Origin of the sequence: Pseudomonas sp. PA-6-3C (assembly GCF_021605825.1) — a bacterium.
Taxonomy (GTDB): domain Bacteria; phylum Pseudomonadota; class Gammaproteobacteria; order Pseudomonadales; family Pseudomonadaceae; genus Aquipseudomonas; species Aquipseudomonas edaphica.
This window is the reverse complement of the sequence record NZ_WKDV01000001.1, coordinates 94,313-108,771: the sequence shown is the minus strand read 5'-3', so window position 1 is coordinate 108,771 and position 14,459 is coordinate 94,313. Positions and strand designations below refer to the sequence as shown.

The window sequence follows — 14,459 nt, the reverse complement described above, 5'->3', positions numbered from 1 at the left end:
TGCCCTACCCCAACCGGTTTCGCAGGGCTGCGACGACGCTGTAGGCCTGATCTTTCACGCGCCCGGTCGGGTCTTGCAGCGTCATGCGCAGGCGTACGCTGCGGATCAGCGATTCATCCGCCGGGCTGGCGTCATAGCGCGCTACCTGAGGCGAACCTGGTTTGCCCGCCACGCCGAAACTGATGTCGAAGGCCTGCACGTTGTCCAACAGCACCGCCTTGGCCGGCGCCGCAGGCGTACTGACCTTCAATTGCCCAGTTTCATAGGTGTAGGTGAGTTGGCGCAGCGCAAAGCGGATCTGCCCTGGCGTCGGTGGCGGTGAATTCCCCGCGTAGGCCTGGGCCGTGCCGAGGCAGTCAGAGAGCACCGTCCAGTCAGGCGTGCCGCCCTCACCTGCGACATCGGCGGTGACCAGCGTCAGCGACCAGGAACTGCCTGCAGAATGCCAACCCACAGGTTGATCAAAGGCTGGGGGTGCGTTGTCGATAGAGGCTGTCGCCAGGCAGCCGAACATGCCCGCCTGGCGGATATCCCGGATCATCTTGCCCAACACAAACCGCGCGTCATCCTGCAGCAGCATGGCGGCCTGTTGGCTGGCTTGAGTCGCGCGAGCGCTGATCGTCACCTGGCTGACACCCAGCACCAGCAGCAACCCGATAGCCAGCGCGAGCAACAACTCCACCAGGCTGAAGCCACGGACAAAGCTTCTCATTGAGGCGCCTGCGGGTCGCTGGTAATGCGGCTGGTGAGGGTGAAGGTTTCCCGCGCCCCGGGCGTATTCGCCCCACGGGCATCATCCCAACTGATGCTCACGGTTACCTCGCCACTGCTGATCACCACCGAGCCTTTGGCGTCCTCGCCGGCGAAGCCGATGATATTGGCTTCGAAGTCATGCAGGTCCAGGTCCCGCACGCTGGCCGTCGCGCTAAGGACGGGGGCGGTTTGCGCGCCCCCCCATGCATAGTCGGCGCCTGAGTTGGCGCGGATTCGGTCGAGCATATCGTAGGCAATGAAACTGGCCTGGCTGGTCATCCTTGAGCTGTCGGTGTACTTGAGTGCATTGAGCTGGGTCACTGCGGCGCCCAGCAACCCGACGGCGAGAATCAGCACCGCCACCAGCACTTCGATCAAGGTCATGCCGGTTTGCTGTCGAGGCAGCACGCAGGGAAAAAGTCTGTTCGGGCAGGCAAGCATTACCGTCGTCATCCGTGTCGAAGGCTGAAAAAAGCAGCGCAATGCTGCTGTGAGACCCAAGACTAGCGCCGGTTTTTGGCTCGCGCTGCTATCGGAACAAAGGGAAATACTTTGGACATAAAGGCCATCATTCAGCCCCGCCGCCGGGCGCTATACCTAGGTCTCCAAACCCATTTTTACCCTTGCCCATGGAGGGACAGACTATGCAGCAACGCGGTTTCACCCTGATCGAACTTCTGTTCGGCCTGTTACTGGGCGGCATCCTGGTGACCGTGGCAGTGCCCGCCTTCAAGGGGTTGCTTGCGTCGCAGCAGCAACGCAGCGCGGCACACTCACTTGCCGAAGGCCTGCGGTTGGCGCGCACTGAGGCAATCACCCGCAATCGCGCAGTGATCATTCAGGCGCTGGAGAACGATTGGAGCCGAGGATGGCAAATCATCGTGGATACAAGCGGGCGCGGCGAGCCGGGTACCGACAACCCTATACTGCTGGAACGGCAGGGCAATGGGCGCGTGCTGATGGCGGGCAATGGGCCAGTCAAGAACCAGGTACGCTTCAGCGGGCTGGGTGAGCCGGTGTTTGCGGGAGGTGGCTTCCGCGCCGGTACGGTGCACATCTGCGGCACCGACCCGGTACAGAGCCTCTATCAAGTGGTGCTGGCGCCCAGCGGGCGCATCAGCCTGCGCAGTGAGGCCACCGAGCAGGCGCTGTGCGGCTCCGGCACCGTGGCACTCAGAGCAGCGAACGAACCCGCAGCTCTTTGGGCATGGAGAACGTGATGTTCTCTTCGCGACCGGCCAATTCATCCGCGCCGGTGGCGCCCCAGGCCTGCAGTTGCTGGATCACACCGCGCACCAGCACTTCTGGAGCGGAAGCCCCTGCGGTGATGCCAATACGCTCAACGCCGTCGAACCAACTGCGCTGCATGTCTTCAGCGCCATCGATCAGGTAGGCCGGCGTGGCCATGCGTTCAGCCAGTTCGCGCAAGCGGTTGGAGTTGGAGCTGTTGGGGCTGCCGACCACCAGAACCACATCGCATTCGTCGGCCAGTTGCTTGACCGCGTCCTGGCGGTTTTGCGTGGCGTAGCAGATGTCATCCTTGCGTGGGCCGCCAATTGCCGGGAAACGCGTGCGCAGGGCATCGATCACACGGCTGGTGTCGTCCATCGACAGGGTGGTTTGCGTCACGAAGGCCAGGCGATCAGGGTTTTGAACCTGCAACTCGGCCACGTCTTTTTCGTCTTCTACCAAGTAGATGGCGCCGCCATTACTGGCGTCGTACTGCCCCATGGTGCCTTCGACTTCCGGGTGACCGGCGTGGCCGATCAGGATGCATTCACGGCCGTCGCGGCTATAGCGCGCGACTTCGATATGCACCTTGGTCACCAGCGGGCAGGTGGCGTCAAACACCTTGAGGCCACGGCCCGCCGCTTCGGTACGTACTGCCTGGGACACGCCGTGGGCGCTGAAGATGACGATAACGTCGTCCGGCACCTGGTCGAGTTCTTCGACAAAGATAGCCCCGCGTGCGCGCAGGTCTTCAACCACGAATTTGTTGTGGACGACTTCATGGCGCACGTAAATCGGCGGCCCGAACACTTCCAGGGCGCGATTGACGATTTCGATCGCCCGGTCCACACCGGCGCAGAAGCCACGGGGGTTGGCGAGTTTGATTTGCATGCTGTGCCTCGTGTCTTGCAGGGCAAGAAATTGGATCAACTCAACTCTACAGGAGTAAGCCCCTGTGGGAACCGGGCTTGCCCGCGATGCAAACGACCGGGTGTATCAGGTACACCGAGGTGATGCTATCGCAGGCAAGCCAGCTCCCACACAAGCCGGCCCCATAAGCGCCGGTTTCGTCAGTCAGAGCGCTTTAACGTCGATGATTTCAACGTCAAACGTCAAGGTTTTACCGGCCAACGGGTGGTTGAAGTCGATGGTCACTTGCGCGTCATCGAAGGTTTTAACCACGCCGGGCAGCTCGGTGTTCGCCGCATCGTTGAAGATCACCAACAGGCCTTCCGACAGGTCCATGTCCTGGAACTGCGAGCGCGGGATGATCTGCACGTTTTGCGGGTTGGGCTGGCCAAAGGCGTTTTCCGGCAGGATCTGCAAGGTGCGCTTGTCGCCGGCCTTGAAACCGAACAGTGCCGCTTCAAAACCCGGCAGCAGGTTGCCATCACCGACTTTGAAGGTCGCCGGGGCTTTGTCGAACGTGCTGTCGACCGTGTCGCCATTCTCCAGGCGCAGTGCGAAATGCAAAGTGACTTCCGTGTTCTGGCCGATGCGTTGCTCAGCCAATACCTGATCAGTCATTGACGGTCTCTCCGGTTTTCTTGCTTTTGAACATGTCCAACGCCAGCATGATTGCACCGACGGTGATGGCGCTGTCGGCAAAGTTGAACGCCGGGAAGTACCAGCGGTTCTGCCAATGCACCAGAATAAAGTCGATCACATGGCCCAGGGCAATGCGGTCGTACAGGTTGCCCAGCGCGCCGCCCAGCACCAAGGCCAGGGCAATGGCGAGCCAGGTATCATCACGGCCCAGACGCTTGAGCCAGACCACCAGCACAGCGCTGACAACCACCGCGATCAAGGCAAACAGCCAGCGCTGCCAGCCGCCGCTGTCCGCCAGGAAGCTGAAGGCAGCACCGGTGTTGTAGGCCAGGGTCCAGCTGAAGTAGTCAGGAATGACCACAATCTGCTGGAACATCTGCAGGGAGCCTTCGAAATGAGCCTTGCTGACCTGGTCAATGACCAGGACCAGCACGCTCAGCACGAGCAAACCCAGACGTCCGAAACGACTGGAAGCATTAGGCATAGTGGCGAACCTCGCCAGCACCGCTGATGTTGTCGACGCAACGACCGCAGATTTCCGGATGCTCTGGGTTCACGCCGACGTCTTCACGGCAGTGCCAGCAACGGGTGCACTTAGGAAAGGCCGACTTGACCACTTTGAGCTTGAGGCCCGGCACTTCGGTGGCCACTGCGTCCGCAGGTGCCTGGGCAAACGGTGCCAGGCTCGCGGTCGAGGTGATCAGTACGAAGCGCAGTTCGTTGCTCAGCTTGGCCAGGTCGGCGGTCAGGCCTTCCTCGGCAAACAGGGTGACTTCGGCTTGCAGGTTGCCACCGACGGCCTTGGCCGCGCGCTGAACTTCCAGCTCCTTGTTCACCGCAACCTTGACGGCCATCACGCCTTCCCAGTACTCGCGGCCCAGTTCGAAGTTCGCCGGCAATTCGGTCAGGCCTTCGTACCAGGTGTTGAGCATCACCGACTCGTTACGCTCGCCCGGCAGGTATTCCCAGAGTTCGTCAGCGGTGAAGGCCAGGATCGGTGCGATCCAGCGCACCAGCGCTTCAGAGATGTGGTACAGCGCGGTCTGCGCCGAGCGGCGCGCCTTGCTGTTGGCGCCGGTGGTGTACTGGCGGTCCTTGATGATATCGAGGTAGAAACCACCCAGCTCCTGCACGCAGAAGTTGTGGATCTTGGAGTACACGTTCCAGAAACGATATTCGCCGTAGTGTTCCTGCAACTCGCGCTGCAGCAACAGCGTACGGTCCACGGCCCAACGGTCCAGGGCGAGCATGTCCTCGGCCGGCAGGATGTCGGTGGCCGGGTTGAAACCGGTCAGGTTCGACAGCAGGAAGCGTGCGGTATTACGGATACGGCGGTAGGCATCGGCGCTACGGGCCAGGATCTGGTCCGACACGGCGATTTCGCCCGAGTAATCGGTCGAGGCGACCCACAGACGCATGATGTCGGCGCCCAGGGTGTCGTTGATCTTTTTCGGCTCGATCACGTTTTTCAGCGACTTGGACATCTTGCGGCCCGTCTCGTCGACGGTGAAGCCGTGGGTCAGCAGTTCGCGGTACGGCGCGTGGTTGTCGATGGCGCAGCCGGTCAGCAACGACGAGTGGAACCAGCCACGGTGTTGGTCCGAGCCTTCCAGGTACAGGTCGGCACGCGGGCCGGTGGCGTGACCCATCGGGTGCGAACCGCGCAGCACGTGCCAGTGGGTGGTACCCGAGTCGAACCACACGTCGAGGGTGTCGCTGATCTTGTCGTACAGCGGCGCTTCGTCGCCCAGCAGTTCGGCGGCGTCCAGCTTGAACCAGGCTTCGATGCCTTCCTGCTCAACGCGCAGCGCCACTGCTTCCATCAGTTCAACGGTACGTGGGTGCAGCTCGCCGCTTTCCTTGTTCAGGAAGAACGGAATCGGCACGCCCCAGTTGCGCTGGCGGGAGATGCACCAGTCCGGGCGGTTGGCGATCATCGAGTGCAGGCGCGCCTGGCCCCAGGCCGGGACAAACTTGGTCTCTTCGATCGCTTTGAGCGAGCGCACACGCAGGGTGTCGCCGCTGGTCGGCTCTTTGTCCATGCCGATAAACCACTGCGCAGTAGCGCGGTAGATCAGCGGGGTCTTGTGACGCCAGCAGTGCATGTAGCTGTGCTTGATGGTGTCGGACTTCACCAACGCACCGACTTCACTCAGCTTGTCGATGATCGCCTGGTCGGCCTTGAAGATGAACTGGCCGCCGAAGAACTCCAGCGACGGCGCGTACACGCCATTGCTCTGCACCGGGTTGATGATGTCGTCATTCACCATGCCGTACTTCTTGCAGATGACGAAGTCATCCACGCCGTAGGCCGGCGAGCAGTGAACAATGCCAGTACCCGAACCCAGCTCCACGTAGTCAGCCAGGTACACCGGCGACAGACGGTCATAGAACGGGTGACGGAAATTGATCAGCTCCAGCGCAGTGCCGGTGGTGGTGGCGATGACCGAACCTTGCAGCTCGTAGCGCGCCAGGCAGGCCTCGACCATTTCTTCAGCCAGCACCAGCAGGCGATCACCGACGTCCACCAGGGCGTAGGTGAATTCCGGGTGCACGTTCAGCGCCTGGTTGGCCGGGATGGTCCACGGGGTGGTGGTCCAGATCACGATGGCTGCAGGCTTTGGCAGGCTGGACAGGCCAAAGGCTTGAGCCAGCTTGTCGTCGTCGGCGATCGGGAAGGCCACGTCGATGGTCGAGGACTTCTTGTCTTCGTACTCGACTTCCGCTTCAGCCAGGGCCGAACCGCAGTCGAAGCACCAGTTCACGGGCTTGAGGCCCTTGAACACGAAACCGCCTTTGACGATTTCAGCCAAGGCACGGATTTCACCGGCCTCGTTCTTGAAGTTCATGGTCTTGTACGGGTTGTCCCACTCGCCCAGCACGCCCAGGCGGATGAATTCGGACTTCTGCCCTTCGATCTGCTCGGTGGCGTAGGCACGGCACAGTTCGCGGGTTTTATCCGCGCCCAGGTTCTTGCCGTAGGTCACTTCGACTTTGTGTTCGATCGGCAGGCCGTGGCAGTCCCAGCCCGGAACATAAGGCGCGTCGAAGCCCGACAGGGTTTTCGAACGCAGGATCATGTCCTTGAGAATTTTGTTCAGCGCATGACCGATGTGAATCGTGCCGTTGGCATAAGGAGGGCCGTCGTGCAGGACGAACTTCGGACGATCCTTGCCAATTTCGCGCAACTTTCCGTACAGGCCAATACTGTCCCAGCGCTGCAGGATCTGCGGTTCGCGCTGTGGCAGGCCGGCCTTCATTGGGAAGGCGGTGTCCGGAAGGTTTAGCGTGGCTTTATAGTCGGTCATTTAAGGCTCTTCGGTTAGCGATGGGCGCTAGGTGCGGCTAGTGCACGGGCGGCGGCGACATCCGCATTGATCGCCGTTTTCAACGCCTCAAGGGAGGCGAAACGCTGCTCTTCACGCAGCTTCTGGTGGAAAACCACCGTTAAACGCCGGTCATACAAATCACCGGCAAAATCCAAAAGGTGAACTTCCAGGTGGGCCTTGCCATCACCTGCAACCGTGGGCCTGACGCCTATGTTGGCGACTCCCGGCCACGATTGGCCGTCGATGTCGACACTCACCAGGTAAACCCCGGTGAGTGGCACACGACGACGCTTGAGCTGCACGTTGGCGGTTGGCGTGCCCAGTTGGCGCGCCAGCTTCTGGCCGTGCAATACCCGCCCGGCAATGCGGAACGGGCGACCGAGCAAACGCTCGGCCAAGGCGAAGTCGGCAGCCGCCAGTGCGTTACGCACCTGGGTACTACTCACGCGCAGGCCGTCCAGTTCGACGGTTTGCGCGGCTTCGACGGTAAAACCTTGATTCACACCAGCGTGTTGCAGGAAGTCGAAATCGCCGACGCGGTCGCAGCCGAAACGGAAGTCGTCGCCGACCTCCAGGTGCTGCACGCCCAGGCCATCTACCAGGATACGGTCAACGAACTCGGCGGCGCTGAGGCTTTGCAAACGCTGATTGAAGGCCAGGCACAGCACACGGTCCACGCCCTCTTCAGCCAGCAGTTGCAGCTTGTCGCGCAGGCGGGCCAAGCGCGCCGGAGCCGTCTCGGGGGTAAAGTATTCCCGCGGCTGTGGCTCAAAAATCACCACGCAGCTGGGCACGCCCAACTCGACCGCACGTTCACGCAGCCGGCCCAGGATAGCCTGGTGGCCACGGTGAACACCGTCAAAGTTGCCAATAGTGGCGACGCAGCCCCGATGCTCGGGGCGCAGGTTGTGGAGACCTCGAACCAGCTGCATAACGCGCTTCTTGCTCATAAAGTGGTCGATTATAACCACACCCGGCCCCGGACGACAGGCAACAGCGCAGGCCAAATGGATCGAATCGATAAAACAACCGTTTTATCACGGCAAAGTCTCTAGCCAAGCGACTTTCGATTGAAATCACGCAGACGGAAGCCTTGCAACAGCAACATCCCGAAGTACACCACCACACCTGCCACGACCAGAACACCCAGGCGCATGAAGCGTTCAAGCATATGGCCTTGATCCCAGGCGGGCATGAAGTGCATCAGGCCCAACAACACCGCCGACATCATCGCCACCGCCACCAGCAGCTTGAGGGCAAACAGGCCCCAGCCCGGCTGCGGCTGATACATCTGCTGCTTGCGCAGTTGATAAAACAGCAGGCCCGCGTTGATGCAGGCACCCGCGCTGATGGCCAGGGCCAGGCCGGCATGGGCCAACGGGCCGATAAACACCAGGTTGAGCAGTTGCGTGACGATCAGTGTGAAGATTGCGATCTTGACCGGCGTGCGGATGTTTTGCTGGGCGTAGAAGCCCGGCGCCAGCACTTTGATCACGATAATGCCGAGCAGACCGACGGAGTAGGCGACCAGTGCGCGCTGGGTCATTGACGCGTCAAACGCGCTGAACTGGCCGTATTGGAACAGCGACACGGTCAACGGCTCAGCCAGAATGCCCAGGGCCAGGGAACACGGCAACACCAGCATAAAGCACAGGCGCAGGCCCCAGTCGAGGATGCGCGAGTACTCCTGGCGGTCCTTGCTGGCATAGGTGCGCGACAGCGTCGGCAGCAAGATTGTGCCCAAGGCTACACCCAGTACGCCGGACGGCAACTCCATCAAGCGATCGGCGTAGTACATCCAGGAGACCGAACCGGACACCAGCAAGGATGCGAACGCAGTGTTGATGATCAGGGAAATCTGGCTCACCGACACGCCCAGGATCGCCGGCAGCATATTGCGCATCACGCGCCATACGCCGGTGTCCTTGAGGTTCAGGCGCGGCAGCACCAGCATGCCGATTTTTTTCAGGTGCGGCAGTTGGTACAGCAGCTGCGCCAGGCCGCCGGCCAGCACCGCCCAGCCCAGGGCCATAACCGGCGGGTCGAAGTACGGCGTCAGGAACAGCGCGAAAATAATCATGCTGACGTTCAGCAATGTCGGCACGAAGGCCGGTACCGAGAAACGGTTCCAGGTATTGAGGATCGCCCCGGCCAGGGAAGACAGCGAAATCAGCAATATATAAGGAAAGGTCACCCGCAACAGGTCAGTGGTCAGCGCGAATTTTTCCGGGGTATTGGCAAAACCGGGGGCCGTGGCCCAGATCACCCAGGGCGCGGCAAGCATGCCGACGAGGGTTACCAGCATCAGTACCAGGGTCAGCAAGCCCGAGACATAGGCAATAAAGGTACGGGTCGCCTCTTCACCCTGCTGGGTTTTGTATTCGGCCAGGATCGGCACGAAAGCCTGGGAGAATGCGCCCTCGGCGAAGATCCGCCGCAACAGGTTGGGCAGTTTAAAGGCAATAAAGAACGCATCCGTGGCCATGCTGGCGCCGAAAATGCGCGCCAGCAGGGTGTCACGCACAAACCCTAAAACCCGGGAGATCATCGTGATAGAGCTGACGGCAGCCAACGATTTGAGCAGATTCATTGAAAGAGTTTGCGCCTTTAGATAAAGAGCAGGCGAACAAAGCGCCCACTTATGCGATACTGCGCGCCTGCAACAGCACAGAGCCAAAGCTCGCGAGTTTACAGGTCAAGCGCCGGAAATAAATCACCCGCCTCTTCAGATCGACCACTCAGCAGTTCGCATCAGCCGCCCTTGACAACCCATCAAGTCATCGGCATGATTCGCGGCCTATTTTGTTTGCTATTTCCTAAAAAGTCTTTCGAGGAGCTCGACGGTGGCCAACACACCTTCCGCCAAAAAACGTGCAAAACAGGCTGAGAAGCGTCGCAGCCACAACGCCAGCCTGCGTTCCATGGTTCGTACCTACATCAAGAATGTAGTTAAAGCCATCGACACCAAAGACGCTGAAAAAGCTCAAGCTGCTTACGTTCTGGCTGTGCCTGTTATCGACCGTATGGCCGATAAAGGCATCATCCACAAGAACAAAGCCGCTCGTCATAAGAGCCGCCTGAATGGCCACATCAAGGCTCTGAACGTCGCTGCAGCAGCCTAAGTGGTAACAACTGCCACGTAACTCAGGTTGCGTAACAGTTAAGAAATGCCCCGAACCGAAAGGTCCGGGGCATTTTTGTTTGTGCTCAATAACTTGGGCGCACGGATCAAAATGTGGGAGCGGGCTTGCCCGCGATTGCGGTGGGTCCGTGGTGAACAGGCCAGCTGACACGCCCCCATCGCGGGCAAGCCCGCTCCCACATGGCTGTGCCTGTTATCGACCGTATGGCCGATAAAGGCATCATCCACAAGAACAAAGCCGCTCGTCATAAGAGCCGCCTGAATGGCCACATCAAGGCTCTGAACGTCGCTGCAGCAGCCTAAGTGGTAACAACTGCCGTGTAACTCAGGTTACGTAACAGTTAAGAAATGCCCCGAACCGAAAGGTCCGGGGCATTTTTGTTTGTGCGCGATAAGATCAAAAATGTGGGAGCGGGCTTGCCCGCGATTGCGGTGGGTCAGTGATGTATAAGGCGGCTGACACGCCCTCATCGCGGGCAAGCCCGCTCCCACACTTGAACTGCAGTGTATTTTCGGGCGCAAAAAAAACGCCCCGAACCAGTCGGGGCGTTTTTGCTACCTATTGATCAAACCACAATCAATGGTGATGACCGCCTTCACCGTGGACGTGGCCGTGGGCCACTTCTTCCTGGGAGGCGTCGCGGATGGCAACGATCTTCACTTGGAAGTTCAGGCGCTGACCAGCCAGAGGGTGGTTGCCGTCGACAGTCACGTCGTCGCCGTCCAGATCGCGGATGGTGACGATCTGCATCTGGCCGTCCGGAGCGGATGCGTGGAACTGCATGCCCACTTCCAGCTCATCAACGCCTTCGAACATGCTGCGGCTCAGGGTGCTGACCAGTTCGGCGGAGTATTCGCCGTAAGCATCTTCAGGTTCTACGGCGACAGTCAGTTCGTCACCGACGTTCTTGCCTTCCAGAGCCTTCTCCAGGCCCGGGATGATGTTACCTGCACCTTGCAGGTAGACCAGCGGCGCGCCGCCGGCGGAGCTGTCGATGACCTCACCAGCGTCGTTGGTCAGGGTATAGTCGATGGAGACAGCCTTGTTAGCGGCGATCGTCATGGGGCGAGACCTTTTGCATAAGAATGAAGAACGGACAAGTCTAAACAAGGATTTGCCCGAAAGCGAACAGAACCCGGACAGACGGAACCGATCAACGGCATCCTTCATCATCGGTTTCCATCAGGATGAGGACAACCATTGGGTGGCCGAGCTGTCTTGCGGCCACACCCAGCACCTGCGCCACCAGCCGCCATGGCAGTCGCGCGCCTGGGTACTCGATACCGCGCAACGTCTTGAAAAAATAGGCCAACCCTTTACGTGCGGCTGGTGTGCGCAAGCGCCTGAATAACGATAACCTTGGTGCCTGATTCCCGGTAGGCGCTCAGCCATAGAACGCCACCGAAGCCATGCACCTCCAGAGAATTCGCATGCAGACTTTTTTTATCGCGCCCACCGATTTTGGTGTGGGTCTGACCTCCATCAGCCTTGGGCTGGTGCGCACCCTTGAGCGGGCCGGGCTGAAAGTCGGCTTCTTCAAACCGATTGCCCAGCCACATCCGGGTGACACCGGCCCCGAGCGCTCCACCGAACTGGTCGCGCGCACCCACGGCCTTAAGCCACCACAACCCTTGGGCCTGGCCCATGTGGAACGCATGCTCGGCGACGGCCAGCTCGACGAGCTGCTCGAAGAAATCATCACCCTGTACCAGCAAGCCGCCGTGGGCAAAGACGTGCTGATCGTCGAAGGCATGGTGCCGACCCGCAGCGCCAGCTATGCGGCGCGGGTCAACCTGCACCTGGCCAAGAGCCTCGACGCAGAAGTGATCCTGGTGTCGGCACCGGAAAACGAAGTGCTCACCGAGCTATCGGGCCGCGTGGAATTGCAGGCCCAACTGTTCGGCGGCCCCAAAGACCCGAAAGTGCTGGGCGTGATCCTCAACAAGGTGCGCACCGACGAAAGCATGGAAGCCTTCTCGGCGCGCCTCAAGGAGCACTCGCCCCTGTTGCGTAGCGGCGATTTCCGCCTGCTCGGGTGCATCCCTTACCAGCCCGAACTCAACGCCCCGCGCACCCGCGACGTGGCCGACCTGATGGGCGCACAGATCCTCAACGCCGGCGACTACGAAACCCGGCGCATGACCAAGATCATCATTTGCGCGCGCACCATGCGTAACACCGTGGAGCTGCTAAAGCCGGGCGTGCTGGTGGTAACGCCGGGCGACCGTGACGACATCATCCTGGCCGTCAGCCTCGCCGCGATCAACGGCGTCCCCTTGGCCGGCCTGTTGCTGACCAGCGACACCCTGCCCGACCCGCGCATCATGGACCTTTGCCGTGGCGCCTTCCAGGCCGGGCTGCCAGTCCTTTCCGTGAGCACCGGTTCCTACGACACGGCCAACCAGCTCAACAGCCTGAACAAAGAAATCCCGATTGATGACCGCGAGCGCGCGGAGATCATCACCGATTTCGTCGCCAGCCACCTCGATGCACGCTGGCTGCACCAACGCTGCGGCACGCCACGGGAAATGCGCCTGTCGCCCGCGGTGTTCCGCTATCAGTTGATCCAGCGCGCCCAGGCCGCCAACAAACGCATCGTGTTGCCCGAGGGCAGCGAGCCGTTGACCGTGCAGGCCGCCGCCATCTGCCAGGCCCGCGGCATTGCACGCTGCGTGCTGCTGGCCAAACCTGCCGACGTGGAAGCCGTCGCCCGCGCCCACGGCATCGAATTGCCCGAAGGCCTGGAGATTCTCGACCCGGACCTGATTCGCCAGCGCTATGTCGAGCCAATGGTCGCACTGCGCAAGAGCAAGAGCCTCAACGCGCCGATGGCCGAGCAACAATTGGAAGATACGGTGGTGATCGCCACCATGATGCTCGCGCTGGATGAAGTGGACGGCCTGGTTTCCGGGGTTATTCACTCCACCGCCAACACCATCCGCCCTGCCCTGCAGCTGATTAAAACGGCGCCGGGCTGCACCTTGGTGTCGTCGGTGTTCTTTATGCTGTTCCCCGAGCAGGTGCTGGTGTACGGCGACTGCGTGATGAACCCGCACCCAAGCGCCGTGGAACTGGCGGAAATCGCCCTGCAAAGTGCCGACTCCGCCGCTGCCTTCGGCATTACGCCACGGGTGGCGATGATCAGCTATTCCAGCGGTGATTCGGCCAGCGGCGAAGAAGTGGAGAAAGTCCGCGAAGCCACCTTGCTCGCCCACGAACAGCAAAGCTCGCTGCTGATCGACGGCCCATTGCAATACGATGCCGCGGCCAATGAAACCGTGGCAAGGCAGTTGGCGCCCAACAGCCAGGTCGCCGGTAAAGCCACGGTGTTTGTGTTCCCGGACCTGAACACCGGCAACACCACGCACAAGGCCGTGCAGCGCAGCGCCGACTGCGTAAGCCTGGGCCCCATGCTGCAAGGCTTGCGCAAACCGGTGAACGACCTGCCGCGCGGTGCGCAAGTGGACGACATCGTGTACACCATCGCCCTGACGGCGATTCAAGCCGCCAACCGACCTATGGATATCTAAATGCTGGATTTTCTACCTGCCGCCGTACGCGGGGTAATCGCGTCCTTGTTGTTGGCGCTGAACACGATCCTGCTGTGTTCGTTCCTGTTTGTTGTCGCGCTGTTCAAGGCGCTGCCATTTGCCAAACGTTTCAGCGAATGGCTGATGAACCACACCCACGAAGCCTGGGTGACCAACAACAAGGGCTGGATGAACCTGGTGCGACGCACACGCTGGCACCTGACTGGCCTTGAAGGCCTGGACTACCAGCACTCGTATCTGGTGACCAGTAACCACCAGAGCTGGGTCGACATCATGGTGCTGCAATACGTGCTCAATCGCCGGATTCGGCCGCTGAAGTTTTTCCTCAAGCAGGAACTGATCTGGGTGCCGGTGATTGGCCTGGCATGGTGGGCGCTGGGCTTCCCGTTTATGAAGCGCTACACCAAAGCTTACTTGGAGAAGCACCCGGAGAAGAAAGGCAAAGACCTGGAAACCACGCGCAAGACCTGCGCGAAGTTTCGCGACAACCCGGTGGGTATTTTCAACTTTGCCGAAGGCACGCGGTTTACGCCGGGCAAGCACGCACAGCAGAAATCGCCGTTCCGTTACCTGCTCAAGCCCAAGGCCGGTGGCATTGCGTTTGTGCTGGATGCCATGGGCGAGCAGCTCAAGTCATTGGTGAACGTGACCATCCACTACCCGGCCGGGCGTCCAGGGTATTGGGATTTGTTGTGCGGGAATGTGAAAGACGTGGTGGTGCACTTTGAGGAAGTGCAGATTCCAGCCGGATTTATCGGCAAGAATTATGAGCAGGATGGGGAGTATCGGTTGGCGTTCCAGGGGTGGATCAACCGGTTGTGGGAAGACAAGGATGCGCTGCTGGATAAGCTTCACACGGAATACCCAGGCCGCCACTGACCGACCTGTGAATGCAATCTAATGTG

General features: G+C 60.5%; 14 protein-coding genes and 1 pseudogene. 6 read left to right on the top strand and 9 right to left on the bottom strand.

From position 1 onward, the window contains the following. Nucleotides 1-4: 4 nt before the first annotated feature. A complete protein-coding gene (locus GIW48_RS00550) occupies nucleotides 5-712 on the bottom strand; it encodes a PilW family protein (protein WP_236460593.1) in 708 nt (235 codons plus the stop codon). Then, nucleotides 709-1,194: a type IV pilus modification protein PilV gene (gene pilV, locus GIW48_RS00545; protein ID WP_236460591.1), complete on the bottom strand. Its 486-nt coding sequence runs from the start codon at nucleotides 1,192-1,194 to the stop codon at nucleotides 709-711. The genes GIW48_RS00550 and pilV overlap by 4 nt, the downstream gene beginning before the upstream one ends. A 203-nt stretch (nucleotides 1,195-1,397) precedes the next feature. Between pilV and GIW48_RS00540 the strand changes: the two genes are divergently transcribed. Further along, nucleotides 1,398-1,973 carry a GspH/FimT family pseudopilin gene (locus GIW48_RS00540; RefSeq protein WP_017137604.1) on the top strand — a complete coding sequence of 192 codons (576 nt, stop codon included), beginning with the start codon at nucleotides 1,398-1,400 and terminating at the stop codon, nucleotides 1,971-1,973. Here the strand turns inward: GIW48_RS00540 and ispH are convergent. The 6 genes from ispH to murJ all read right to left on the bottom strand — a co-directional run bounded on the left by ispH (nucleotide 1,927) and on the right by murJ (nucleotide 9,450). After that, nucleotides 1,927-2,874, bottom strand: a complete 948-nt coding sequence (ispH, locus tag GIW48_RS00535; protein WP_017137605.1) for a 4-hydroxy-3-methylbut-2-enyl diphosphate reductase — start codon at nucleotides 2,872-2,874, stop codon at nucleotides 1,927-1,929. The genes GIW48_RS00540 and ispH overlap by 47 nt on opposite strands. Nucleotides 2,875-3,057: 183 nt before the next feature. Beyond that, nucleotides 3,058-3,495: an FKBP-type peptidyl-prolyl cis-trans isomerase gene (gene fkpB / locus GIW48_RS00530; protein WP_010213263.1), complete on the bottom strand. Its 438-nt coding sequence runs from the start codon at nucleotides 3,493-3,495 to the stop codon at nucleotides 3,058-3,060. Between the two features lie 7 nt (nucleotides 3,496-3,502). Further along, nucleotides 3,503-4,015, bottom strand: a complete 513-nt coding sequence (gene lspA, locus GIW48_RS00525; protein WP_017137607.1) for a signal peptidase II — start codon at nucleotides 4,013-4,015, stop codon at nucleotides 3,503-3,505. Beyond that, complete coding sequence (ileS, locus tag GIW48_RS00520) at nucleotides 4,008-6,839, bottom strand: isoleucine--tRNA ligase (protein ID WP_236460590.1); 2,832 nt, start codon at nucleotides 6,837-6,839, stop codon at nucleotides 4,008-4,010. Before ileS ends, lspA begins: the two co-directional genes overlap by 8 nt. Nucleotides 6,840-6,853: 14 nt before the next feature. Further along, nucleotides 6,854-7,792 carry a bifunctional riboflavin kinase/FAD synthetase gene (gene ribF, locus GIW48_RS00515; protein ID WP_016971190.1) on the bottom strand — a complete coding sequence of 313 codons (939 nt, stop codon included), beginning with the start codon at nucleotides 7,790-7,792 and terminating at the stop codon, nucleotides 6,854-6,856. Between the two features lie 119 nt (nucleotides 7,793-7,911). Then, complete coding sequence (gene murJ / locus GIW48_RS00510) at nucleotides 7,912-9,450, bottom strand: murein biosynthesis integral membrane protein MurJ (protein WP_056859107.1); 1,539 nt, start codon at nucleotides 9,448-9,450, stop codon at nucleotides 7,912-7,914. Between the two features lie 253 nt (nucleotides 9,451-9,703). Between murJ and rpsT (GIW48_RS00505) the strand changes: the two genes are divergently transcribed. Together rpsT (GIW48_RS00505) and rpsT (GIW48_RS00500) are read left to right on the top strand one after the other, a co-directional pair. Further along, on the top strand, nucleotides 9,704-9,982 hold the full coding sequence (rpsT, locus tag GIW48_RS00505; protein WP_003171647.1) for a 30S ribosomal protein S20: 279 nt from the start codon (nucleotides 9,704-9,706) through the stop codon (nucleotides 9,980-9,982). 194 nt (nucleotides 9,983-10,176) lie between these two features. Then, nucleotides 10,177-10,305 (top strand): annotated as a pseudogene (rpsT, locus tag GIW48_RS00500) (30S ribosomal protein S20); the annotation flags it as partial. A 274-nt stretch (nucleotides 10,306-10,579) separates the two neighbouring features. Here the strand turns inward: rpsT (GIW48_RS00500) and GIW48_RS00495 are convergent. Continuing rightward, nucleotides 10,580-11,065 carry an FKBP-type peptidyl-prolyl cis-trans isomerase gene (locus tag GIW48_RS00495; RefSeq protein WP_003188398.1) on the bottom strand — a complete coding sequence of 162 codons (486 nt, stop codon included), beginning with the start codon at nucleotides 11,063-11,065 and terminating at the stop codon, nucleotides 10,580-10,582. Between GIW48_RS00495 and GIW48_RS00490 the strand changes: the two genes are divergently transcribed. From GIW48_RS00490 to GIW48_RS00480, 3 genes are all read left to right on the top strand, one after another. Beyond that, a complete protein-coding gene (locus GIW48_RS00490; protein WP_017137610.1) occupies nucleotides 11,064-11,354 on the top strand; it encodes a DUF3565 domain-containing protein in 291 nt (96 codons plus the stop codon). The two genes, GIW48_RS00495 and GIW48_RS00490, sit on opposite strands and share 2 nt — an antisense overlap. Before the next feature lie 79 nt (nucleotides 11,355-11,433). Beyond that, on the top strand, nucleotides 11,434-13,533 hold the full coding sequence (gene pta / locus GIW48_RS00485) for a phosphate acetyltransferase (protein WP_056859109.1): 2,100 nt from the start codon (nucleotides 11,434-11,436) through the stop codon (nucleotides 13,531-13,533). Continuing rightward, complete coding sequence (locus GIW48_RS00480; protein ID WP_170036198.1) at nucleotides 13,534-14,433, top strand: acyltransferase; 900 nt, start codon at nucleotides 13,534-13,536, stop codon at nucleotides 14,431-14,433. Nucleotides 14,434-14,459: the final 26 nt, after the last annotated feature.

Excerpts from the sequence above, each read along its gene's own strand:
- GIW48_RS00480 (WP_170036198.1), top strand. The coding sequence starts at position 13,534 with ATGCTGGATTTTCTACCTGCCGCCGTACGCGGGGTAATCGCGTCCTTG.
- ispH (WP_017137605.1), bottom strand. The coding sequence starts at position 2,874 with ATGCAAATCAAACTCGCCAACCCCCGTGGCTTCTGCGCCGGTGTGGAC.
- GIW48_RS00550 (WP_236460593.1), bottom strand. The coding sequence starts at position 712 with ATGAGAAGCTTTGTCCGTGGCTTCAGCCTGGTGGAGTTGTTGCTCGCG.
- lspA (WP_017137607.1), bottom strand. The coding sequence starts at position 4,015 with ATGCCTAATGCTTCCAGTCGTTTCGGACGTCTGGGTTTGCTCGTGCTG.
- murJ (WP_056859107.1), bottom strand. The coding sequence starts at position 9,450 with ATGAATCTGCTCAAATCGTTGGCTGCCGTCAGCTCTATCACGATGATC.
- GIW48_RS00540 (WP_017137604.1), top strand. The coding sequence starts at position 1,398 with ATGCAGCAACGCGGTTTCACCCTGATCGAACTTCTGTTCGGCCTGTTA.
- ribF (WP_016971190.1), bottom strand. The coding sequence starts at position 7,792 with ATGCAGCTGGTTCGAGGTCTCCACAACCTGCGCCCCGAGCATCGGGGC.
- pilV (WP_236460591.1), bottom strand. The coding sequence starts at position 1,194 with ATGCTTGCCTGCCCGAACAGACTTTTTCCCTGCGTGCTGCCTCGACAG.
- GIW48_RS00490 (WP_017137610.1), top strand. The coding sequence starts at position 11,064 with ATGGGGCGAGACCTTTTGCATAAGAATGAAGAACGGACAAGTCTAAAC.
- GIW48_RS00495 (WP_003188398.1), bottom strand. The coding sequence starts at position 11,065 with ATGACGATCGCCGCTAACAAGGCTGTCTCCATCGACTATACCCTGACC.
- ileS (WP_236460590.1), bottom strand. The coding sequence starts at position 6,839 with ATGACCGACTATAAAGCCACGCTAAACCTTCCGGACACCGCCTTCCCA.
- pta (WP_056859109.1), top strand. The coding sequence starts at position 11,434 with ATGCAGACTTTTTTTATCGCGCCCACCGATTTTGGTGTGGGTCTGACC.